Below are 21,664 nucleotides of genomic sequence, written 5' to 3'. Positions count from 1 at the left end.
CGGTAACTATCGTTACCGTTTTGCATTTACCTCGCCACAATTAGTACAGCAGACGCGCGCGAATCGTCCCCTGAATCGCCTTCATGCTCTGCAGCGCTTTTTCGGCCACATCGTCATCCGCTTCGATATCAATAACCACGTAACCCATCTGCGAGTTCGTCTGCAGATACTGCGCGGCAATGTTGACGCCCTGCTCGGCAAAGATCTGGTTGATCGCGGTCAGCACGCCTGGACGGTTTTCGTGGATGTGCAGCAGACGACGACCACCGTGCAGCGGCAGAGATACTTCCGGGAAGTTCACGGCAGAGAGCGTAGACCCGTTGTCGGAATATTTGCTCAGTTTGCCCGCCACTTCCAGACCGATATTCTCCTGCGCTTCCTGCGTAGAACCGCCGATGTGTGGCGTCAGGATCACGTTGTCGAACTCGCACAGCGGAGAGGTAAACGGATCGCTGTTGGTCGCAGGCTCCGTCGGGAAGACGTCGATGGCGGCGCCCGCCAGATGCTTGCGCTTCAGCGCATCAGCCAGGGCCGGGATATCGACAACCGTGCCGCGCGCGGCGTTGATCAGCAGTGAGCCCGGCTTCATCAGCGCCAGCTCTTCCGCGCCCATCATGTTCTTTGTGGAGGCGTTTTCCGGTACGTGCAGGCTCACCACGTCGCTCATGTTCAGCAGGTCAGACAGGTGTTGAACCTGGGTCGCATTGCCCAGCGGCAGCTTGCTTTCGATATCGTAGAAAAACACGTGCATGCCCAGGGATTCCGCCAGAATACCGAGCTGCGTACCGATGTGGCCGTAGCCGATAATCCCCAGTTTTTTACCACGCGCTTCGAAAGAGCCGGACGCCAGCTTGTTCCACACGCCGCGGTGCGCCTTGGCGTTCGCTTCTGGAATGCCGCGCAGGAGCAGCAGCAGTTCGCCAATCACCAACTCCGCTACGGAACGGGTGTTGGAGAACGGGGCGTTGAAGACGGGAATACCGCGTTTGGCGGCAGCATTCAGGTCAACCTGGTTGGTACCGATGCAGAAGCAGCCGATAGCCACCAGCTTTTCCGCCGCGGCAATAACCTCTTCAGTCAGGTGAGTACGGGATCGCAGGCCAATGAAGTGGGCATCACGGATGGACGCTTTCAGCTCTTCGGTATCGAGCGCGCCTTTGTGAAATTCGATGTTGGTGTAACCTGCCGCACGAAGGCTATCGATTGCTTTTTGATGCACGCCCTCGACCAGCAGGAATTTAATCTTGTCTTTCTCCAGTGATACCTTTGCCATTTACCCGACCCTGTTTTTGTCTGAACTGATGTTGTGCTGGATATGAATCCGCTGTAGCCAACATATCAAAAAAAACTATTGCAGCAATATGAACGTTTGCGTCGGCACTCTGAAGAAAAGTCATACAGAGCAAAATGTCAGAGGAAAATGCTATGGAAATTTACAAACGCGGCAGGATCGGCAAAAGAGGCGGAAAAACGTGACACAAGTCACCGAATTTAGCTTTTCAAAAATTTTTTAGCGGGGGGAGGACTCCCCCCGTCAGATCATTTTACGATGGTTTTCACGCCGTCAGCGGTGCCGATCAGCGCCACATCCGCGCCACGGTTGGCGAATAACCCTACGGTCACTACGCCTGGGATAGCGTTGATGGCATTTTCCAGCGCAATCGCGTCGAGAATTTCCAGACCGTGAACGTCGAGGATCACGTTACCGTTGTCGGTCACTACGCCCTGACGATATTCCGGACGACCGCCCAGCTTCACCAGTTGACGTGCAACCGCACTGCGGGCCATTGGGATCACTTCGACCGGCAGCGGGAAATTACCCAGAATGTCGACCTGCTTGGAGGCATCCGCGATGCAGATAAACTTGTCCGCAACGGAGGCGATGATCTTCTCGCGCGTCAGCGCCGCGCCGCCGCCTTTAATCATCTGCATGTGGCCGTTGATTTCATCCGCACCATCAACGTAAATCCCCAGACGATCCACTTCGTTGAGATCGAAAACGGTAATGCCGAGGCTTTTCAGCTTTTCCGTGGAAGCATCAGAGCTGGAAACCGCGCCCTCGATTTGCCCCTTCATCGTGCCCAGCGCATCGATAAAGTGTGCCGCGGTTGATCCCGTACCGACACCGACAATGGTACCCGGCTGCACGTACTGGAGAGCGGCCCATCCTACTGCTTTTTTCAGTTCATCCTGCGTCATGATCGTTTTGCCTGTGGTGTGAAAACTCAGGGCGCATTATAGAACACGTCGAATGGAATTCGTCTGCCACGAAGGGAAAATTGTGTCATAGTGCAGAATAAGCAAAATTAAGGAGCCAGCCAGAGCAATGAAACGTCCGGACTACAGAACACTACAGGCACTTGATGCAGTTATTCGTGAACGAGGTTTTGAGCGCGCGGCGCAAAAGCTTTGCATCACCCAGTCCGCCGTATCACAGCGTATCAAACAGCTTGAAAACATGTTCGGCCAGCCGCTGCTGGTACGCACCGTGCCGCCACGTCCAACCGAGCAAGGGCAAAAGCTTCTTGCCCTGCTGCGCCAGGTTGAACTGCTGGAAGACGAGTGGCTGGGTGACGAACAAACGGGCTCTACGCCGCTGCTGCTCTCTCTGGCGGTCAACGCCGACAGCCTGGCAACCTGGCTGCTGCCGGCCCTTGCGCCGGTATTAGCGGATTCCCCTATCCGCCTGAATTTACAGGTTGAAGATGAAACCCGTACCCAGGAACGCCTGCGTCGCGGTGAGGTGGTTGGGGCGGTCAGTATTCAGCCTCAGGCCTTGCCAAGCTGCCTGGTGGATCAGCTGGGCGCGCTGGATTACCTGTTTGTGGGTTCAAAAGCTTTTGCCGAGCGCTACTTCCCGAACGGCGTCACCCGCGCGGCGCTGCTGAAAGCCCCTGCCGTGGCGTTCGACCATCTGGATGATATGCATCAGGCCTTCCTGCAGCAAAACTTCGATCTGCCGCCGGGCAGCGTGCCGTGCCATATCGTCAACTCGTCTGAAGCCTTCGTGCAGCTTGCGCGTCAGGGCACCACCTGCTGCATGATCCCGCATCTGCAGATTGAAAAAGAGTTGAAAAGCGGTGAGCTGATTGACCTGACGCCGGGACTGTATCAGCGCCGGATGCTCTACTGGCACCGTTTTGCGCCGGAAAGCCGGATGATGCGCAACGTCACCGACGCGCTGCTGGCATACGGGCACAAGGTGTTGAGACAGGATTAATCGATTGAATTCCCTCTCCCTGCGGGAGAGGGTTAGGGTGAGGGCAAATTACTGCGCCTTAGCCGCCTCAGTTTGCTGAGTTTGAGTTGGCTCCAGCTGGAACACCACATCCACCTGATCGTCGAACTGAATGGTTGGCTGCTCGTAAGTTTCCTGAGCAGAAACCGGGGCTGCATCTGCCTTCATCATCCGTACCATCGGGCTTGGCTGGTAGTTAGAGACGTGGTAACGCACGCTATAAACCGGGCCGAGCTTGCTCTTAAAGCCAGAAGCCAGCTGTTCCGCCTGGTGAATGGCATCATCAATCGCCGCTTTACGCGCTTCGTCTTTGTATTTTTCCGGTTGCGCAACGCCCAGCGACACGGAACGAATTTCGTTCAGACCCGCCTTCAGCGCGCCATCCAGCAGCGAGTTAAGCTTATCCAGCTGACGCACGGTCACTTCGACGGTACGCACGGCACGGTAGCCTTTCAGGATGCTTTTGCCATTCTGGTAGTCGTAATCAGGTTGAGTACGCAGGTTCGCGGAGTTGATATCTTTTTTACCGACACCGTTCTGCTCGAGGAAAGAGAGATATTGCGCAACACGATCGTCAGCCTGCTTCTTGGCCGATGCCGCATCTTTCGCAGACACATTGACTTCAATTGCCAGCGTTGCAACATCGGGTACCGCGTCCACGCTTGCGTTGCCTGAAGTGACGATGTGCGGGCCATCCGGCAGTTCACTTGCCTGCACCGACACCGCACCAAAACTTACTAATGCCGCCAGGGCCATCACCTTAAACTTCACTGTTATTCCTCCATGTTGCGAAGAGTGCCCATTAACAGGGCGCATGCCAGCAAGCTTAGCGGGTCTTGTTCAGTTGTCCATAAGACAAGGATTAGTTGAACAATTCCTGAACGTGGTGAATCCCCTCTTTTGCCAGCTGAAAAGCAATAAACCACATCACCAGCCCCACCAGCGTATTAATGATGCGCTGGGCTTTGGCCGTACGCAGACGAGGAGCCAGCCATGCCGCCATAATGGCGAGACCGAAGAACCAGAGGAAAGAGGCGCTGACCGTACCCAGCGCAAACCAGCGTTTCGGCTCAACGTCCAGCTGTCCGCCGAGGCTGCCCAGCACCACGAAGGTGTCCAGATACACATGCGGGTTAAGCCAGGTGACCGCCAGCATGGTGACGATAATCTTCCAGCGGCCCTGCTTCATGACTTCCGCGCTCGCCAGTTCGAGGTTGCTGCTCATCGCCGTTTTCAGGGCACCGAATCCGTACCAGAGCAGAAACGCCACGCCGCCCCAGGTGACCAGCGCCAACAGCCACGGAGACTGCATCAGCAATGCGCTGCCGCCAAAAATCCCGGCACAGATCAGCAGTAAATCGCTTATCGCGCACAGCAGGGCAATCATCAGATGATACTGGCGGCGAATGCCCTGGTTCATCACAAACGCATTTTGTGGGCCAAGGGGTAGGATCATGGCCGCACCTAAGGCAAGCCCTTGAAAGTAATAAGATAACATGACGAAATTCTCACAGTGTTGTTCTGGAAGGAGACTATACTGCGCGAATTACATTAGAGGAAATTGATAATATTAATTGGGGATTAGCAGTGCTTATAAAAATAATGCCCGGTGGCGCTAGCGCTTACCGGGCCTGCGGGACAAGTTATTCGGCTTCTTTGACTTTTTTGACGTTTACGTCCATCTGAGGGTACGGGAAGCTGATGCCGTTGGCATCGAAGTCGCGCTTAATGCGTTCCAGCACGTCCCAGTACACGTTTTGCAGATCGCTGCTTTTGCTCCAGATACGTACCACAAAGTTAATGGAGGAAGCGCCGAGTTCATTCAGGCGAACCGTCTGCTCTTTGTCTTTCAGAATGCGATCGTCTGAAGCAATGATGTTGGTAATCAGCGACTTCACCTGATCGATGTCAGAGTCGTACGCCACGCTGATAATCAGTTCATTACGACGCACCGGTTCACGGGAGAAGTTAATGATGTTGCCCGCGATAATTTTCCCGTTCGGCACAACCACGATGCGGCCATCGACGGTGCGCATGGTCGTTGAGAAAATTTGCACCTGCAGCACGGTTCCGGCAATGCCGCCAAGGTCAACGTACTCGCCGGAGCGGAACGGACGGAAGGTGACCAGCAGAACCCCTGCCGCCAGGTTTGAAAGCGAGCCCTGCAGCGCCAGACCAATAGCCAGACCGGCGGCACCGAGAACAGCAATGACTGAGGCGGTCTGCACGCCCACACGGCCCAGCGCCGCAATCAGCGTAAAGGCGATAATGCCGTAGCGCACCAGTGCGGAGAGGAAGTCAGCCACCGTGGCGTCAATGTGACGGGCCAGCATTACGCGGTTAACCGCGTTCGAGACAATACGCGCCACGATCATCCCGACGATGATGATGGCAATCGCCGCGACGATGTTCACGGCATAGCTCAGCAGCAGAGCCTGGTTGCGCACCAGCCAGTTACCGGCGTGATTGATGCTGTCTACAACATCGAGTTGTTCCATTTATTCTTCCTTTTGTTAAACCAAAACACAAAATCCATCCCCCATGGAGACAGGCAGGTCCGTAAAGGTTAAACAAAAAGCGCCGGGTTTGCCAAACAGATCACAAAAACCGGCCAGGCAGAGTATTGAAAAAGCATAAAAAAAGGCCCGCATTTGCGGGCCTTCTGATGTTGTTAGCAGCTCAAATTACAGAACGTCTACCGCGTTCAGTTCTTTGAATGCCTGCTCCAGACGAGTAATCATTGAAGTCTGGGCAGCGCGCAGCCATACGCGTGGATCGTAGTATTTCTTGTTCGGCTGGTCTTCGCCTTTCGGGTTACCCAGCTGACCCTGCAGGTAAGCTTCGTTCGCTTTGTAGTACTGCAGGATACCGTCCCAGGTTGCCCACTGGGTGTCGGTATCGATGTTCATTTTCACTACGCCGTAGCTTACAGAGTCTTTGATTTCCTGAGCAGAAGAACCGGAACCGCCGTGGAAGACGAAGTTCAGGCTGTTGTGCGGCAGGTTGTGTTTCTTAGAAACGTATTCCTGAGAATCACGCAGGATAGTCGGGGTCAGAACCACGTTACCTGGTTTGTAAACGCCGTGTACGTTACCGAAGGACGCTGCGATGGTGAAGCGTGGGCTGATTTTGCTCAGCTCGGTGTAAGCGTAATCAACGTCTTCTGGCTGGGTGTACAGTGCAGAAGCGTCCATGTGGCTGTTGTCCACGCCGTCTTCTTCACCACCGGTGCAACCCAGTTCAATTTCCAGAGTCATGCCCATTTTGGCCATGCGCGCCAGGTATTTGGAGCAGATTTCGATGTTTTCGTGCAGTGACTCTTCAGACAGGTCGATCATGTGAGAAGAGAACAGTGGCTTACCGGTAGCCGCGAAGTGTTTTTCACCCGCGTCCAGCAGACCGTCGATCCACGGCAGCAGTTTCTTCGCGCAGTGGTCAGTGTGCAGGATAACTGGAACACCGTAGTGCTCAGCCATCTGATGTACGTGGTGCGCACCAGAGATAGCGCCCAGGATTGCAGCACCCTGAGGAATATCAGTTTTCACGCCTTTACCTGCGATGAACGCAGCGCCGCCGTTAGAGAACTGAACGATAACTGGCGCTTTAACTTTAGCAGCAGTTTCCAGTACGGCGTTGATGGAGTCGGTACCCACGCAGTTAACTGCTGGCAGAGCGAAGTTGTTTTCTTTAGCTACCTGGAACACTTTCTGTACGTCATCACCAGTGATAACGCCAGGTTTTACGAAATCAAAAATTTTAGACATGTTGCTTAGTCCTGTATCTTCGGCCGTTAGAAAAGGTGCGAGCTCTTAAAAGCGCGCTGAAAATTGGGCAGGTTTCCCTGCCCTTGAATGGCTTACTTCTTAGCGCGCTCTTCGAGCATTGCTACTGCTGGCAGTACTTTGCCTTCCACGAATTCGAGGAATGCGCCGCCACCAGTGGAGATGTAGGAGATCTTGTCAGCGATACCGAACAGGTCGATTGCCGCCAGGGTGTCACCACCGCCTGCGATAGAGAACGCTTCGCTGTCTGCGATAGCGTTAGCAACGATTTCAGTACCTTTGCGGAAGTTCGGGAATTCGAACACGCCAACAGGACCGTTCCACAGGATAGTTTTTGCGTTTTTGAGGATTTCAGCCAGTTTCTGTGCAGAAACGTCGCCCAGGTCCAGAATCTGCTCTTCGTCTTTAATGTCGTTTACAGATTTCAGGGTCGCGGTTGCGGTTTCGGAGAACTCGGTCGCTACGCGAACGTCAGTTGGAACCGGGATATCGCAGGTGCTCAGCAGGCGTTTGGCTTCGTTAACCAGGTCTGCTTCGTACAGGGATTTACCCACGTTGTGGCCCTGAGCGGCAACGAAGGTGTTCGCGATACCACCGCCAACGATCAGCTGGTCAGCGATTTTAGACAGGGAATCCAGAACGGTCAGTTTGGTAGAAACTTTAGAACCACCAACGATAGCTACCATTGGACGAGCAGGTTCTTTCAGTGCTTTACCCAGCGCTTCCAGTTCGTCAGCCAGCAGAGGACCGGCACACGCTACGTCTGCGAATTTACCGATACCGTGGGTTGACGCCTGAGCACGGTGAGCCGTACCGAATGCATCCATCACGAATACGTCGCACAGTGCAGCATATTTTTTGGACAAAGTTTCGTCGTCTTTCTTTTCGCCTTTGTTGAAGCGAACGTTTTCCAGCACAACCAGTTCACCGGCTGCAACTTCAACGCCGTCCAGGTAATCTTTCACCAGGCGAACCGGGTTGGACAGTTTGTCTTTCAGGTAATTAACCACTGGCAGCAGAGAGAACTCTTCGTTGTACTCGCCTTCAGTTGGACGACCCAGGTGGGAGGTGACCATCACTTTCGCGCCCTGCTTCAGAGCCAGTTCGATGGTTGGCAGAGATGCACGGATACGCGCGTCGCTGGTCACTTTGCCATCTTTAACCGGTACGTTCAGATCGGCACGGATGAAAACGCGTTTACCAGCCAGATCCAGATCGGTCATCTTAATTACAGACATGGTGAATCCTCTCGTTGATTCTTAAAGTTTTGCAGACGCACAATGCGTCTTACCTGAAACCTTGAGCGGCCATTGCTAACGTGGTGTCGAGCATTCGGTTAGCAAAGCCCCATTCGTTATCACACCAGACCAGCGTCTTGATAAGGTGTGCACCACTGACTCGCGTCTGCGTGCCATCGACGATGGCGCTGTGCGGGTCGTGGTTAAAATCTACTGAGACCAACGGTAATTCCGTATAGTCAACTATACCATGAAATGCCCCCTGTGCCGCTTTTTGCAGCAAGAGGTTGACTTCACAGGCTTTTACCGGTTTTTTCACCGTCACGCTAAGGTCGATTGCGGTGACGTTAATCGTCGGGACGCGCACGGCAATCGCTTCAAACCGGTCATTAAACTGCGGAAAAATTCGGGTGATCCCTGCAGCCAGTTTCGTGTCCACCGGAATGATTGACTGGCTCGCCGCGCGAGTGCGTCGTAAATCCGGATGGTAGGCGTCGATAACCTGCTGATCGTGCATGGCGGAGTGAATCGTGGTCACGGTGCCGGATTCAATGCCATACGCATCGTCTAACAGTTTGATGACCGGAATAATGCAGTTGGTGGTACAGGAGGCGTTGGAAACAATGCGGTGTTCGGCCTGCAGCTCATGCTGGTTGACGCCAAACACGACTGTCGCGTCAAGGTCGTTACTGCCGGGATGAGAAAACAGGACTTTTTTCGCGCCTGCAGCAAGATGCGCTTCGCCATGTTCGCGGTTACCGTACACGCCTGTACAGTCAAGCACCACATCCACGCCCAGTTCACGCCAGGGTAGCCCGGAGATGCTGTTCTCATGCAGCACACGAATAGCGTCGTCACCAACAAAAAGCCGATCTCTTTCCTGGCGTACGTCCCAGGCAAAGCGTCCGTGGCTGGTGTCATATTTCAACAAATGCGCCATGCCCGTAGCATCCGCCAGTTCATTGATTGCCACCACGGTTATTTCCGCCCGACGTCCGGATTCATATAAAGCACGAACCACGTTACGTCCGATGCGACCGAAGCCATTAATCGCTACGCGTACGGTCATAGATCTCCTGCAAAGCAATCCCTGAGTTTGAGGTGGCTGAAAGAGTAATCCAGCTACGCCCGAAGGGGAATCCTTGCTGTCACAAACTGCGATTGATTGGTCAATTGTCGAACATTTAATCGACTGAAACGCTTCAGCAAGAATAAGCGAATCGGGGAATAAAAGGAATGTCTGTCCAGATGAATAAGCGAGCTATATGACTTGCGTCACATTTTAGGTGGAATAATGGCGGCAGGGGAAAAGCAAAACGGTAACCGAGAGGTTACCGTTTTTTAGTGTTTGCACCTTCTCCCGTGGGAGAGGGCTGGGGTGAGGGCATCAGCCCGCACCTTACAAACAATTACAGCAGTTCTTTCGCTTTCGCGACAACGTTCTCAACGGTGAAGCCGAACTCTTCGAACAGCTGTTCTGCAGGAGCAGATTCACCGAAGGTGGTCATACCGACGATAGCGCCGTTCAGGCCCACGTATTTGAACCAGTAGTCTGCGATACCTGCTTCCACTGCCACGCGAGCGGAAACCGCTTTAGGCAGCACGGATTCACGGTATGCGGCATCCTGCTTGTCGAACGCGTCGGTTGACGGCATGGAGACCACGCGCGCCTTCACGCCTTCGGCAGTCAGTTTTTCCCACGCTGCAACAGCCAGTTCAACTTCCGAACCGGTGGCAATGAAGATCAGCTCTGGCTGGCCCGCGCAATCTTTCAGCACGTAACCACCGCGAGCGATGTTCGCCAGCTGCTCAGGCGTACGCTCCTGCTGTGCCAGGTTCTGACGGGAGAGGATCAGCGCGGTTGGACCGTCCTGACGCTCAACGCCGTATTTCCACGCCACTGCGGATTCCACCTGGTCACATGGACGCCATGTGCTCATGTTCGGCGTCACGCGCAGGGAAGCCACCTGCTCTACCGGCTGGTGAGTTGGACCGTCTTCGCCCAGACCGATGGAGTCGTGGGTGTAGACCATCACCTGACGCTGTTTCATCAGCGCGGCCATACGCACGGCGTTACGTGCATATTCGACAAACATCAGGAAGGTAGAGGTGTACGGCAGGAAACCGCCGTGCAGGGAGATACCGTTGGCAATCGCGGTCATACCGAATTCACGTACACCGTAATGGATGTAGTTACCGGCAGTATCTTCGTTGATTGGCTTAGAACCAGACCACAGGGTCAGGTTAGATGGCGCCAGGTCAGCGGAGCCGCCCAGGAATTCTGGAAGCCATGGGCCGAACGCTTCAATCGCATTCTGAGACGCTTTACGGCTCGCGATTTTAGACGGGTTCGCCTGCAGCTTAGCGATGAACTCGTTCGCTTTCGCGTCGAAGTCAGACGGCATATCACCTTTCATACGACGGGTAAATTCAGTCGCTTCCTGTGGGAACGCTTTCGCATAGGCAGCGAACTTCTCGTTCCAGGCCGCTTCTTTCGCCTGGCCTACTTCTTTTGCATCCCACTGAGCGTAGATCTCAGATGGGATTTCGAATGCAGGGTGTTTCCAGCCCAGCGCTTCGCGGGTCAGTGCGATTTCCGCATCGCCCAACGGCGCACCGTGGGAGTCGTGAGTACCCGCTTTGTTCGGCGAACCGAAGCCGATGATGGTTTTGCACATCAGCAGGGACGGTTTGTCCGTCACAGCGCGCGCTTCTTCCACTGCACGTTTAATCGAGTCAGCATCGTGACCATCAACGCCACGTACTACGTGCCAGCCGTAGGCTTCGAAACGTGCTGCGGTGTCGTCAGTGAACCAGCCTTCAACGTGACCGTCGATGGAGATACCGTTGTCGTCATAGAACGCAACCAGTTTGCCCAGCTTCAGGGTACCTGCCAGGGAGCACACTTCGTGAGAAATGCCTTCCATCATGCAGCCGTCGCCCATGAACGCATAGGTGAAGTGGTCTACGATGTCGTGACCAGGACGGTTGAACTGCGCCGCCAGCGTCTTCTCGGCAATCGCCATACCCACAGCGTTAGCAATACCCTGACCCAGCGGGCCGGTGGTGGTTTCTACGCCAGCGGTGTAACCCACTTCCGGGTGACCTGGAGTTTTAGAGTGCAGCTGACGGAAGTTTTTCAGCTCTTCAATTGGCAGATCGTAGCCGGTGAGGTGCAGCAGGCTATAGATCAGCATAGAGCCGTGGCCGTTGGACAGCACGAAGCGGTCGCGGTCTGCCCATGCCGGGTTCTGCGGGTTGTGGTTCAGGAAATCACGCCACAGGACTTCGGCGATATCAGCCATACCCATAGGAGCCCCTGGGTGGCCGGATTTGGCTTTCTGTACTGCGTCCATGCTCAGCGCACGAATAGCATTAGCAAGCTCTTTACGTGAGGACATTTTAACTCCAGATCGGACTGTTAAAGGCCATGCCCTTGACGACAGCGCGTTTTGGGCTACGCCGGAAAAAAGTGCCAACAATGTAACCCAAGCCGCAAGTCATGTACATGGAGCATTCTTTTGCTTGTTAAGAAATCTCTGGATCATGCTCGCATGTTGCGCAATCTGCTCGCCCGGCCCTGCAGATATTCCTTATACTTAGCCCGACACCGGCTTCGCTGACGGTGCCCTTTTCGGATTTTATTCAGTTTAACGAGTACGGAAGCAACCTCATGAAAATGCGTGCAATAGTGCTGGCCCTGGGTACAACGCTCCTGCTGAGCGGCTGTCAGAATATGGATTCTAACGGTCTGATGACGTCAGGCGCAGAGGCCTTTCAGGCCTATTCCCTGAGCGATGCGCAGGTGAAAGCGCTGAGCGACCAGGCCTGTAAAGATATGGACGGAAAAGCCACGCTTGCGCCGGATAACAGTACCTACACGCAGCGTCTGAATAAGATTGCTTCCGCGCTGGGCGACAACATTAACGGCCAGCCGGTGAACTACAAGGTGTACATGGCGAAAGACGTGAACGCCTTCGCGATGGCGAACGGCTGTATCCGCGTCTATAGCGGGCTGATGGACATGATGACCGACAACGAAGTGGAAGCGGTGATCGGCCACGAAATGGGCCACGTTGCCCTGGGCCACGTGAAGAAAGGGATGCAGGTTGCCCTGGGCACCAACGCCATCCGCGCAGCGGCGGCCTCTGCGGGCGGTATCGTTGGCAGCCTGTCGCAGTCACAGCTTGGCGACGTGGGTGAAAAACTGGTTAACTCTCAGTTCTCACAGCGTCAGGAGTCCGAGGCGGATGACTACTCCTACGATCTGTTGCGCAAACGCGGCATTAATCCATCAGGTTTAGCCACCAGCTTCGAAAAGCTGGCCAAGCTGGAAGCCGGACGCCAAAGCTCCATGTTTGACGATCACCCTGCCTCAGAAGCGCGCGCACAGCATATTCGCGACCGTATGGCCGCAGACGGAATTAAATAATTTCAGAAGGAGGCAGTTTTGCCTCCTTTTTATTTCGCATGAATTGTTAACTTAACAGCACGTATCGATAACACCCCTGAAAGCCCCGCCAAATCTGCCCTATCGCATTGAAATGTCTGGTCACATAATTATTGCAAAGGTCTCTTTTTCCGGTAATTATCCCCCCGCAGTTATTCAAATTACTATATCCAGACAGAGACGTTCCCTCCGTGAAAAAAGAATTATCATTAATTGCTTTAAGCTTATTTGCCGCATTACCTGCCGCTGCAAGCCAGCAATCCGACAGCCAGGGTTTTATTGACGACAGCCATCTGGACCTGTTTTTACGCAATGCGTATATCAGCCGCGACTACCATCAGGGCCAGCAGGATAAAGCCGAATGGGGTCAGGGGATCATCGCCACGTTTGCATCCGGCTATACCGAAGGGCTGGTGGGCTTTGGCGTGGACGGTATTGCTCAATACGGCGTGCGCCTGGACGGCGGCCGTGGCAAGAGCGGCGCGGGCGGCATCGACTTCTTTAAGCAGGAAGATGACGGCCGGGCAAAATCCGATCTGGCAAAGTTTGGCGCCACCGCCAAAATGCGCATCTCGAATACCGTACTGAGCTACGGAAATCAGCGTCCTGAGCTGCCTATCATCAATGCCGACAGCTCTCGCCTGCTGTTTGAAAGCTACACTGGCACCATGCTGACCTCGAAAGAGATCGACGGTCTGGAAGTCAACGCCGGTTACTTCACCGACGAGCAGCGTAAAAGCGATGACCGCCACGACAGCGGGCTGAAGAGCCTCTCCTTCGGCGGTGCGAGCTATCAGTTTAACGACCAGTTCAGCGGCGCGCTGTACGCCTCTCATAATGAAGAGGTGATGAACAAGCAGTACCTGGGCATGAACTTCAAACAGCCGTTCAGCACCGGGCAGCAGCTGGTACTCGACTTCAACGGCTATAACTCCCGTCTGGACCAGGGTTACGCGGACAGCCTCGACACGGGCCGCAGCAACACCATCTGGAGCCTCGCGGCGAGCTACATCTGGGACATTCACACGTTTAAAGTGGCATACCAGCAGAGCAGCGGCAGCACCGGCTACAACTACGGCGGCTATCGCGACAAGGGCGGCGTGGGTGACGGCGGTAACACCATCTGGCTGGCGAACTCCTACTGGTCTGATTTTAACGGCGAAGATGAGCGTTCCTGGCAGGCATCCTACGGTCTGGACTTTGGCGGCCTTGGCTTACCGGGCCTGAGCTGGACCACCGCCTACGTGCGCGGCGATAACATCAAAACCTCTGAAACCAGCAACGGCAAAGAGCACGAGTGGTTTAACCAGATCCAGTACCAGGTGCAGGATGGTCCGGCGAAGGATCTGAAGCTGAAACTGCGCTACTCCGTCCTGCGCGTCTCCAGCAACGCCAGCGAGTACAACGTGGGCGGGGACGAGATCCGCGCTTACGTGGAATACCCGTTTAACGTGTTCTAAAGGCAATAAAAAACCTCTCAATAGAGAGGTTTTTTTTCACGCCAGGCGAGGCTTACTCGCCTTTTTTCGCAGCCTGGATGTAGAGCATCTCCAGCGCCAGAGTCGCCGCTGCCAGCGCGGTGATCTCGGACTGGTCATAGGCCGGAGCAACTTCTACTACGTCCATACCGACGATGTTCAGATCCTTCAGGCCGCGCACCAGCTTGATGGCACGATCTGAGGTCAAACCACCGATGACCGGCGTACCGGTGCCCGGTGCAAATGCCGGATCCAGACAGTCGATGTCGAAGGTCAGATACACAGGCATATCACCCACGATCTGCTTCACCTGAGCGATGATGTCGTCGACGCCGCGATCGTTAACCTGGCCCGCATCAAGCACGGTGAAACCGTTGTCTTTGTCGAACTCGGTGCGAATACCGATCTGCACGGAGTGATTCGGGTCGATCAGACCTTCGTTCGGCGCGGTGAAGAACATGGTGCCGTGGTCAAACTCGCAGCCGTTCGCGTAGGTGTCGGTATGTGCATCGAAGTGCACCAGCGCCATTTTACCGAAGTGCTTCGCATGGGCGCGCAGCAGCGGCAGGGTCACGAAGTGGTCGCCGCCGAAGGAGAGCATGCGCTTACCGGCAGCCAGCAGCTTCTCGGCGTGCGCCTGCAGCTTCTCGCTCATCTCACGCGCGTCGCCGAAGGCGTACACCAGGTCACCGCAGTCCACCACGTTCAGGCGCTCGCGCATGTCGAAGTTCCACGGGAAGCGGTTATGCTCCCAGGCCAGGTTAGTGGAAACCTGACGGATCGCTGCCGGGCCGTGACGTCCCCCCGCGCGGCCAGATGTTGCCATATCGAAAGGCACGCCGGTGATCACCCAGTCAGCGTCGCTGTCGTACGGCTGGAAGTTCATCGGAAGGCGTAAAAAACCAAACGCGTTAGATACCAGAGAGTTATCGTACTGATGACCTAAAGTGCTCATGTCCTGACCTCTTTTAAAGTCGATACATTAAAAACAGATGAAAAAAAATCCCCTCCGCGTCGTTAAACCCGACGAGGAAGGGATTGATTCGTAAATCGCTTATTGGGACGAATTATCGCCGGTAATGCATACGGGTTCAAGTGAGTATAGGGCATTGTGCGGCCTTTACCCCTCCCCCTACCCCTCTCCCCAAAAGGAGAGAGGGAATAAAAAGCCTACTCGTCTTCCAGGTAGGTGTACCCGTACAGACCCGCTTCAAACTCTTCAAGGAACTGCTGCTGGAGCGCATCGTCCAGCCCGGTATTTTTGACCTGGTCGCGGAACTGGGTGAGCAGTTTTTTCGGATCCAGCTGAACGTATTCCAGCATGTCCGCCACGGTATCCCCTTCATCGGACAGCTCGATTTCCACGTTGCCGTCAGGGAACACGAACACGTCCACCGCTTCGGTATCACCAAACAGGTTGTGCATGTTGCCGAGGATCTCCTGATACGCGCCGACCATAAAGAAGCCCAGCATCGGCGGGTTCTCCGGGTCGTATTCCGGCATTGGCATCGTCGTTGCGATACCGTCGCCGTCGACGTAGTGGTCGATGGCACCGTCGGAGTCACAGGTGATGTCCAGCAGCACCGCACGGCGTTCCGGCGCGTGGTTCAGCCCTTCCAGCGGCAGAACCGGGAACAGCTGGTCGATACCCCAGGCATCCGGCATCGACTGGAACAGCGAGAAGTTGACGTAAATCTTATCCGCCATACGCTCCTGCAGCTCGTCGATAATCGGACGGTGCGCGCGGTTGCTCGGGTCGAGCTGTTTCTGCACTTCATGGCACATGTTCAGGTAGAGCTGCTCCGCCCACGCACGCTCCTGCAGGCTGAAGGTGCCTGAAGAATAACCCACGTGAATATCGTGCAGGTCCATCTGGCTGTCGTGCAGCCATTCGCGCAGGGAACGACGCGTGCCCGGCTCGTGCATCTCCTGCCAGGTTTCCCACATGCTTTGCAGGGAACGCGGGGCATCGTCTGCCGGAGGCGTCGCTTCGCTGATTTCGCTACGCTCAACGCCGATGATGTTCGAGACCAGCACCGTATGGTGCGCGGTCACCGCGCGGCCGGATTCGGTGATTACCGTCGGGTGCGGCAGGCCGTTCTCTTCACAGGCATCGCCGATCGCCCAGATGATGTTGTTCGCGTATTCGTTCAGGCCGTAGTTCACGGAACAGTCAGACTGCGAACGGGTCCCTTCGTAGTCCACGCCGAGGCCGCCGCCCACGTCGAAGCACTGAATATTCACGCCGAGCTTGTGCAGCTCAACGTAGAAACGCGCGGATTCACGCACGCCGGTGGCGATGTCGCGAATATTGGCCATCTGCGAGCCGAGGTGGAAGTGCAGCAGCTGAATGCTGTCCAGACGACCGCGCTCGCGCAGGATTTCCACCAGCTGCAGCACCTGGTTCGCGGCCAGGCCGAACTTGGATTTTTCGCCGCCGGAGGACTGCCATTTGCCGGAACCCTGCGACGCCAGACGCGCTCGCACGCCAAGGCGAGGGATGACGTTCAGACGTTCGGCCTCTTCCAGCACGATCGCGATTTCGGTCATCTTTTCGATAACCAGATAGACCTTGTGGCCCATCTTCTCGCCAATCAGCGCCAGACGAATGTATTCACGGTCTTTATAGCCGTTACAGACGATCACTGAACGGGTCATGCCCGCATGCGCCAGAACCGCCATCAGCTCCGCTTTGGAACCTGCTTCCAGACCCAGCGGTTCGCCGGAGTGGATCAGGGATTCAATCACGCGGCGGTGCTGGTTCACCTTGATCGGGTAAACCAGGAAATAGTCGCCTTTATAGCCGTAGGACTCACGCGCGCGCTTGAACGCGGCGTTAATAGAACGCAGGCGATGTTGCAGGATCTGCGGGAAGCAGAACAGTGCAGGCAAACGCTGGCCCTGTGCTTCGCGGGCTTTTACCAGCTTGGCGAGATCCACGCGCGCTTCAGGGACGTCCGGATCCGGGCAGACGCTGATGTGGCCCAGTTCGTTAACGTCGTAGTAGTTATTGCCCCACCAGGCAATATTGTAAGTGCGCAGCATTTTGCTGGCTTCCTCGGAGCTCATCGCAACCTCCTGCATAGAACGTAGTACACCCTGTTCGCCCGCTGACGAAGGCGAAAAAGAAGACATGTCGTCAGACATAGCGAACCTCAACTCTTTGTAATAAGTGTAAAACAGTTGACTACTATCGCAGCGTTATACGGCGATAACAACCCATAAACGGCTCCGTTTCCCAGCAGAGTATGCTGAAAACCAGACCGTGCGACCGGTTTCTTATTCATATCATTGTAAAACACGTATCCGAACTCTGTATGACAAGGTTCGGCGAAACCACGAGAAAACTCTTGTATTAACAAGAGCGCCCTTGTTCAGTTTTCACAAAGCGTGACCGGCCCTGGAATCCTGAGAAGCGCCGAGATGGGTATAACATCGGCAGGTTTGCAGACTAGAAATGCGGGTTGCGGGAATCAAATACGCGCCAGAACGGCTGCGCTGAATGTGCGGAAAACGATGGTTCATTATCTCGTATCACCTCCACGGCCGCCTCTGTTGAAACGGACCACAAGCCAAAGCTAATAGTTCACTGCTTAACCCGGCTGGAAGTGGCGACACGATGAGTTCATCGAGCGCTTATTTTATATGAGCCGCGCGCCGCGTTTTATACCGAGAAGGGGGCTAAAAAGCAAAACAAAAATGCGCGAGCTGCCAGCAGCGTCAGGAAAAATTTCCAGCTGCCATTTCAACGCAGTGAGAGATGAATCAAAAAAAACTGGAAATCGGGCGAAGAAGTGACCTAAAATAGCCGTCCAGATGTTAATCCATCTATACTGATTAACACTCATACTGCCAGTGTCAAAAACCTGCAGGCCTTGGTAGAATTATCTCCTTTGGCTATTCCGCACAGCAGCTTGAGCTAACCAAATTCCTCTTAGGTGAAATAAAACATGGCAAAACACCTGTTTACGTCCGAGTCCGTATCAGAAGGACATCCTGATAAAATTGCTGACCAAATCTCCGATGCGGTGCTGGATGCGATCCTGGCGCAGGATCCAAAAGCGCGCGTAGCGTGCGAAACCTATGTCAAAACCGGCATGGTTCTGGTTGGCGGTGAGATCACCACCAGCGCATGGGTTGATATCGAAGAGATCACCCGTAACACGGTGCGTGAGATCGGCTATGTGCATTCTGATATGGGCTTTGATGCCAACTCCTGCGCGGTTCTTAGCGCGATTGGCAAACAGTCTCCAGACATCAACCAGGGCGTTGACCGTGCCGATCCGCTGGAACAGGGCGCGGGCGACCAGGGCCTGATGTTCGGCTATGCAACCAACGAAACCGACGTGCTGATGCCAGCACCGGTCACCTACGCACACCGTCTGGTGCAGCGTCAGGCTGAAGTGCGTAAAAACGGCACCCTGCCGTGGCTGCGCCCGGATGCGAAAAGCCAGGTCACCTTCCAGTATGACGACGGCAAAATCGTTGGGATTGACGCGGTAGTGCTTTCTACCCAGCATTCCGAAGATATCGATCAGAAATCCTTGCAGGAAGCAGTGATGGAAGAGATCATCAAGCCAGTTCTGCCGACCGAATGGCTGAGCTCTGCGACCAAATTCTTCATCAACCCAACCGGACGCTTCGTTATCGGCGGCCCAATGGGCGACTGCGGCCTGACCGGTCGTAAAATCATCGTTGATACCTACGGCGGCATGGCGCGCCACGGTGGCGGTGCGTTCTCCGGTAAAGATCCGTCTAAAGTTGACCGTTCTGCGGCGTACGCGGCGCGTTATGTGGCGAAAAACATCGTTGCAGCCGGCCTGGCTGACCGCTGTGAGATCCAGGTTTCCTACGCGATCGGCGTAGCTGAGCCAACCTCCATCATGGTTGAAACCTTCGGTACCGAGAAAGTGCCTTCAGAACAGCTGACGCTGCTGGTGCGCGAGTTCTTCGACCTGCGTCCATACGGCCTGATTCAGATGCTGGATCTGCTGCACCCAATCTACAAAGAAACCGCGGCATACGGTCACTTTGGTCGTGAACATTTCCCATGGGAAAAAACCGACAAAGCCGCCCTGCTGCGTGAAGCTGCCGGTCTGAAGTAATAGACTGACATCTGCGTGATAAAAGGCCAGCCTTCGGGCTGGCCTTTTTTTGTCGGATGGCGACGCAAAGGTGCGCATATGGAACCGATTACACCGCACCGGATGCGTCTCGCTTTCAGAATATTCTCTTTGCATGATCGCCTTTCTTCTGCTGTTACATCGCCTTTCAGTTAAGTCTGAAATGTGTTCTTTCGCGATGCATATCACCTCGTTTACCTCTATATTTTCAAAGCTTTAATTATTTTTACGGTTGCGCGTTAGTGTAACCGATTACACCTATGTGATTAATCTCACATATTTTTACGGGTCACTCACCTACCCTTTACATCAATAAAACTGATAACCCAACTGGAGGGCATAATGCCTGACAATAAAAAACAGGGGCGTACGTCCAACAAGGCGATGACATTCTTCGTCTGTTTCCTCGCCGCCCTGGCAGGATTACTTTTTGGCCTGGATATCGGCGTGATTGCCGGTGCATTACCTTTCATCACTGACGAGTTTCAGATCAGCGCTCACACCCAGGAGTGGGTGGTGAGCTCCATGATGTTCGGCGCCGCAGTGGGTGCCGTCGGCAGCGGCTGGCTCTCCTTCAAGCTCGGGCGTAAAAAGAGCCTGATGATCGGCGCGATCCTGTTCGTTGCCGGTTCACTCTTCTCTGCCGCAGCGCCTAACGTTGAGGTTCTGCTGGTTTCCCGCGTGCTGCTCGGTCTGGCCGTGGGCGTGGCGTCCTATACCGCCCCGCTTTACCTGTCTGAAATCGCGCCGGAGAAAATCCGCGGCAGTATGATTTCGATGTACCAGCTCATGATCACCATCGGTATTTTGGGCGCGTACCTTTCCGATACCGCGTTTAGCTACAGCGGCGCATGGCGCTGGATGCTCGGCGTGATCATCATCCCGGCCATTCTGCTGCTGATTGGCGTCTTCTTCCTGCCGGACAGCCCGCGCTGGTTCGCCGCCAAACGTCGATTCCACGATGCCGAACGCGTACTGATGCGCCTGCGCGACACCAGCGCGGAAGCGAAAAACGAGCTGGAAGAGATCCGCGAAAGCCTGAAGGTCAAACAGTCCGGCTGGGCGCTGTTTAAAGAGAACAGCAACTTCCGCCGCGCGGTGTTCCTCGGCGTGCTGCTGCAGGTGATGCAGCAGTTCACCGGCATGAACGTCATCATGTATTACGCGCCAAAAATCTTTGAGCTGGCGGGTTATACCAACACCACCGAACAAATGTGGGGGACCGTCATTGTCGGTCTGACCAACGTGCTGGCGACCTTTATCGCCATCGGTCTGGTGGACCGCTGGGGACGTAAGCCAACCCTGACGCTGGGCTTCCTGGTGATGGCGGCCGGTATGGGTGTCCTCGGTACCATGATGCATGTGGGCATTCACTCACCAACCGCCCAGTACTTTGCGGTCGGCATGCTGCTGATGTTTATCGTCGGGTTTGCGATGAGCGCCGGTCCGCTGATTTGGGTGCTGTGCTCTGAGATCCAGCCGCTGAAAGGGCGTGATTTTGGTATCACCTGCTCTACCGCAACCAACTGGATTGCCAACATGATCGTCGGCGCAACGTTCCTGACCATGCTCAATACCCTGGGCAACGCGAACACCTTCTGGGTCTACGCCGGTCTGAACATCTTCTTTATTGTGCTGACAATCTGGCTGGTTCCAGAAACCAAACACGTTTCTCTGGAACATATTGAACGTAACCTGATGAAAGGTCGTCCGCTGCGCGAAATCGGCGCCCACGACTGATCTTCATGCTGGAGGCGCCTCTTGCGCCTCCCCGCTTCGCGCTTTATGCTCTGCCCCTATGAAAGCACCCCGTCTCCCCATCGCCCTTCAGCAAGCCGTTATGCGCTGCCTGAGGGAAAAACTCGCCCAGGCGAACCTGAAGCTCGGCCGCAATTACCCTGAACCTAAGCTTGTTTATCAGCAGCGCGGCACCGCGGCTGGCACCGCCTGGCTCGAGCCCTATGAGATCCGCCTTAACCCGGTGCTAATGATGGAAAACCAGCAGGCGTTTATCGAGGAAGTGGTACCGCACGAGCTGGCGCATCTGCTGGTGTGGAAACACTTCGGACGCGTCGCGCCCCATGGAAAAGAGTGGAAGTGGATGATGGAAGCGGTGCTCGACGTTCCGGCACGCCGCACCCATCAGTTCGAGCTGGAATCGGTACGCCGCAATACCTTCCCCTACCGCTGCCAGTGTCAGCAGCACCAGCTTACCGTCCGCCGCCATAATCGCGTGGTGCGCGGCGAGGCGACCTACCGCTGCGTCAAATGCGGCGAGCCGCTGGTTGCGGAATAATCATCTGAACTTTCAGGAACTTTCCTGATCTGACTGATTGCATACGGGAACAACATTCG

19 protein-coding genes are annotated in these 21,664 nt (G+C 55.0%); 6 read left to right on the top strand and 13 right to left on the bottom strand.

Features of this window, described 5'->3' with window-relative positions; all coding sequences use genetic code 11:
- Positions 1–40: 40 nt before the first annotated feature.
- Positions 41–1,273 carry a phosphoglycerate dehydrogenase gene (gene serA / locus LA04_RS01150; protein ID WP_023333318.1) on the bottom strand — a complete coding sequence of 411 codons (1,233 nt, stop codon included), beginning with the start codon at positions 1,271–1,273 and terminating at the stop codon, positions 41–43.
- Between the two features lie 266 nt (positions 1,274–1,539).
- Positions 1,540–2,199: a ribose-5-phosphate isomerase RpiA gene (gene rpiA, locus LA04_RS01145; protein WP_014885151.1), complete on the bottom strand. Its 660-nt coding sequence runs from the start codon at positions 2,197–2,199 to the stop codon at positions 1,540–1,542.
- Between the two features lie 127 nt (positions 2,200–2,326).
- Here rpiA and argP point away from each other — a divergent pair, with 127 nt between their 5' ends.
- Positions 2,327–3,220, top strand: a complete 894-nt coding sequence (gene argP, locus LA04_RS01140; protein ID WP_008499727.1) for a DNA-binding transcriptional regulator ArgP — start codon at positions 2,327–2,329, stop codon at positions 3,218–3,220.
- A gap of 48 nt (positions 3,221–3,268) precedes the next feature.
- Here argP and LA04_RS01135 read toward each other — a convergent pair whose 3' ends face one another.
- The 7 genes from LA04_RS01135 to tkt all read right to left on the bottom strand — a co-directional run bounded on the left by LA04_RS01135 (position 3,269) and on the right by tkt (position 11,659).
- The gene (locus tag LA04_RS01135; RefSeq protein WP_047650181.1) at positions 3,269–4,009 is read right to left on the bottom strand and encodes an oxidative stress defense protein; all 741 of its coding nucleotides are present in this window, start codon (positions 4,007–4,009) and stop codon (positions 3,269–3,271) included.
- A 91-nt stretch (positions 4,010–4,100) separates the two neighbouring features.
- Entirely contained in the window at positions 4,101–4,736 is a 636-nt protein-coding gene (argO, locus tag LA04_RS01130; RefSeq protein WP_047650180.1) for an arginine exporter ArgO, read from the bottom strand.
- A gap of 145 nt (positions 4,737–4,881) precedes the next feature.
- Positions 4,882–5,736 carry a small-conductance mechanosensitive channel MscS gene (locus LA04_RS01125; RefSeq protein ID WP_047650179.1) on the bottom strand — a complete coding sequence of 285 codons (855 nt, stop codon included), beginning with the start codon at positions 5,734–5,736 and terminating at the stop codon, positions 4,882–4,884.
- Between the two features lie 186 nt (positions 5,737–5,922).
- Positions 5,923–7,002, bottom strand: coding sequence for a class II fructose-bisphosphate aldolase (gene fbaA / locus LA04_RS01120; protein ID WP_014885155.1), 1,080 nt, complete (start codon positions 7,000–7,002; stop codon positions 5,923–5,925).
- A 92-nt stretch (positions 7,003–7,094) separates the two neighbouring features.
- A complete protein-coding gene (gene pgk / locus LA04_RS01115) occupies positions 7,095–8,258 on the bottom strand; it encodes a phosphoglycerate kinase (RefSeq protein WP_047650178.1) in 1,164 nt (387 codons plus the stop codon).
- Positions 8,259–8,307: 49 nt separating this feature from the next.
- Positions 8,308–9,327, bottom strand: coding sequence for an erythrose-4-phosphate dehydrogenase (epd, locus tag LA04_RS01110; RefSeq protein WP_032660071.1), 1,020 nt, complete (start codon positions 9,325–9,327; stop codon positions 8,308–8,310).
- Between the two features lie 340 nt (positions 9,328–9,667).
- Positions 9,668–11,659 carry a transketolase gene (gene tkt, locus LA04_RS01105; RefSeq protein WP_047650177.1) on the bottom strand — a complete coding sequence of 664 codons (1,992 nt, stop codon included), beginning with the start codon at positions 11,657–11,659 and terminating at the stop codon, positions 9,668–9,670.
- Positions 11,660–11,931: 272 nt separating this feature from the next.
- Here tkt and LA04_RS01100 point away from each other — a divergent pair, with 272 nt between their 5' ends.
- Entirely contained in the window at positions 11,932–12,690 is a 759-nt protein-coding gene (locus LA04_RS01100) for a M48 family metallopeptidase (RefSeq protein WP_047650176.1), read from the top strand.
- 209 nt (positions 12,691–12,899) lie between these two features.
- Positions 12,900–14,168 carry an OprD family outer membrane porin gene (locus LA04_RS01095; RefSeq protein ID WP_047650175.1) on the top strand — a complete coding sequence of 423 codons (1,269 nt, stop codon included), beginning with the start codon at positions 12,900–12,902 and terminating at the stop codon, positions 14,166–14,168.
- A 52-nt stretch (positions 14,169–14,220) separates the two neighbouring features.
- Here LA04_RS01095 and speB read toward each other — a convergent pair whose 3' ends face one another.
- The 4 genes from speB to LA04_RS25200 form a co-directional block, all read right to left on the bottom strand.
- On the bottom strand, positions 14,221–15,141 hold the full coding sequence (gene speB, locus LA04_RS01090) for an agmatinase (RefSeq protein WP_014071686.1): 921 nt from the start codon (positions 15,139–15,141) through the stop codon (positions 14,221–14,223).
- Positions 15,142–15,356: 215 nt separating this feature from the next.
- The gene (speA, locus tag LA04_RS01085) at positions 15,357–17,333 is read right to left on the bottom strand and encodes a biosynthetic arginine decarboxylase (protein ID WP_047650174.1); all 1,977 of its coding nucleotides are present in this window, start codon (positions 17,331–17,333) and stop codon (positions 15,357–15,359) included.
- An 8-nt stretch (positions 17,334–17,341) separates the two neighbouring features.
- Positions 17,342–17,473 carry an acid stress response protein YqgB gene (gene yqgB, locus LA04_RS23210; RefSeq protein ID WP_127341063.1) on the bottom strand — a complete coding sequence of 44 codons (132 nt, stop codon included), beginning with the start codon at positions 17,471–17,473 and terminating at the stop codon, positions 17,342–17,344.
- Between the two features lie 94 nt (positions 17,474–17,567).
- Positions 17,568–17,711, bottom strand: coding sequence for a hypothetical protein (locus tag LA04_RS25200; RefSeq protein ID WP_419095317.1), 144 nt, complete (start codon positions 17,709–17,711; stop codon positions 17,568–17,570).
- A gap of 425 nt (positions 17,712–18,136) precedes the next feature.
- Between LA04_RS25200 and metK the strand changes: the two genes are divergently transcribed.
- The 3 genes from metK (at position 18,137) to LA04_RS01070 (ending at position 21,605) form a co-directional block, all read left to right on the top strand.
- Positions 18,137–19,291: a methionine adenosyltransferase gene (gene metK, locus LA04_RS01080; protein WP_010435443.1), complete on the top strand. Its 1,155-nt coding sequence runs from the start codon at positions 18,137–18,139 to the stop codon at positions 19,289–19,291.
- A gap of 360 nt (positions 19,292–19,651) precedes the next feature.
- Positions 19,652–21,049: a galactose/proton symporter gene (gene galP / locus LA04_RS01075; protein ID WP_023309123.1), complete on the top strand. Its 1,398-nt coding sequence runs from the start codon at positions 19,652–19,654 to the stop codon at positions 21,047–21,049.
- A 58-nt stretch (positions 21,050–21,107) separates the two neighbouring features.
- The gene (locus tag LA04_RS01070) at positions 21,108–21,605 is read left to right on the top strand and encodes a SprT family zinc-dependent metalloprotease (protein WP_047650173.1); all 498 of its coding nucleotides are present in this window, start codon (positions 21,108–21,110) and stop codon (positions 21,603–21,605) included.
- Positions 21,606–21,664 lie beyond the last annotated feature (59 nt).

The organism is Enterobacter sp. UCD-UG_FMILLET (assembly GCF_000762975.1).
In the GTDB taxonomy this organism is placed as follows: domain Bacteria; phylum Pseudomonadota; class Gammaproteobacteria; order Enterobacterales; family Enterobacteriaceae; genus Enterobacter; species Enterobacter dykesii.
The sequence above is the reverse complement of the archived record's forward strand: the minus strand, read 5'-3'. Positions and strand labels throughout refer to the sequence as shown.

Bases quoted from the DNA above. Each gene is read 5' to 3' on its own strand.
- serA (WP_023333318.1), bottom strand. From the start codon at position 1,273: ATGGCAAAGGTATCACTGGAGAAAGACAAGATTAAATTCCTGCTGGTC.
- rpiA (WP_014885151.1), bottom strand. From the start codon at position 2,199: ATGACGCAGGATGAACTGAAAAAAGCAGTAGGATGGGCCGCTCTCCAG.
- argP (WP_008499727.1), top strand. From the start codon at position 2,327: ATGAAACGTCCGGACTACAGAACACTACAGGCACTTGATGCAGTTATT.
- argO (WP_047650180.1), bottom strand. From the start codon at position 4,736: ATGTTATCTTATTACTTTCAAGGGCTTGCCTTAGGTGCGGCCATGATC.
- LA04_RS01125 (WP_047650179.1), bottom strand. From the start codon at position 5,736: ATGGAACAACTCGATGTTGTAGACAGCATCAATCACGCCGGTAACTGG.
- fbaA (WP_014885155.1), bottom strand. From the start codon at position 7,002: ATGTCTAAAATTTTTGATTTCGTAAAACCTGGCGTTATCACTGGTGAT.
- pgk (WP_047650178.1), bottom strand. From the start codon at position 8,258: ATGTCTGTAATTAAGATGACCGATCTGGATCTGGCTGGTAAACGCGTT.
- epd (WP_032660071.1), bottom strand. From the start codon at position 9,327: ATGACCGTACGCGTAGCGATTAATGGCTTCGGTCGCATCGGACGTAAC.
- tkt (WP_047650177.1), bottom strand. From the start codon at position 11,659: ATGTCCTCACGTAAAGAGCTTGCTAATGCTATTCGTGCGCTGAGCATG.
- LA04_RS01100 (WP_047650176.1), top strand. From the start codon at position 11,932: ATGAAAATGCGTGCAATAGTGCTGGCCCTGGGTACAACGCTCCTGCTG.
- speB (WP_014071686.1), bottom strand. From the start codon at position 15,141: ATGAGCACTTTAGGTCATCAGTACGATAACTCTCTGGTATCTAACGCG.
- speA (WP_047650174.1), bottom strand. From the start codon at position 17,333: ATGTCTGACGACATGTCTTCTTTTTCGCCTTCGTCAGCGGGCGAACAG.
- yqgB (WP_127341063.1), bottom strand. From the start codon at position 17,473: ATGAATAAGAAACCGGTCGCACGGTCTGGTTTTCAGCATACTCTGCTG.
- LA04_RS25200 (WP_419095317.1), bottom strand. From the start codon at position 17,711: ATGAACCATCGTTTTCCGCACATTCAGCGCAGCCGTTCTGGCGCGTAT.
- metK (WP_010435443.1), top strand. From the start codon at position 18,137: ATGGCAAAACACCTGTTTACGTCCGAGTCCGTATCAGAAGGACATCCT.
- galP (WP_023309123.1), top strand. From the start codon at position 19,652: ATGCCTGACAATAAAAAACAGGGGCGTACGTCCAACAAGGCGATGACA.
- LA04_RS01070 (WP_047650173.1), top strand. From the start codon at position 21,108: ATGAAAGCACCCCGTCTCCCCATCGCCCTTCAGCAAGCCGTTATGCGC.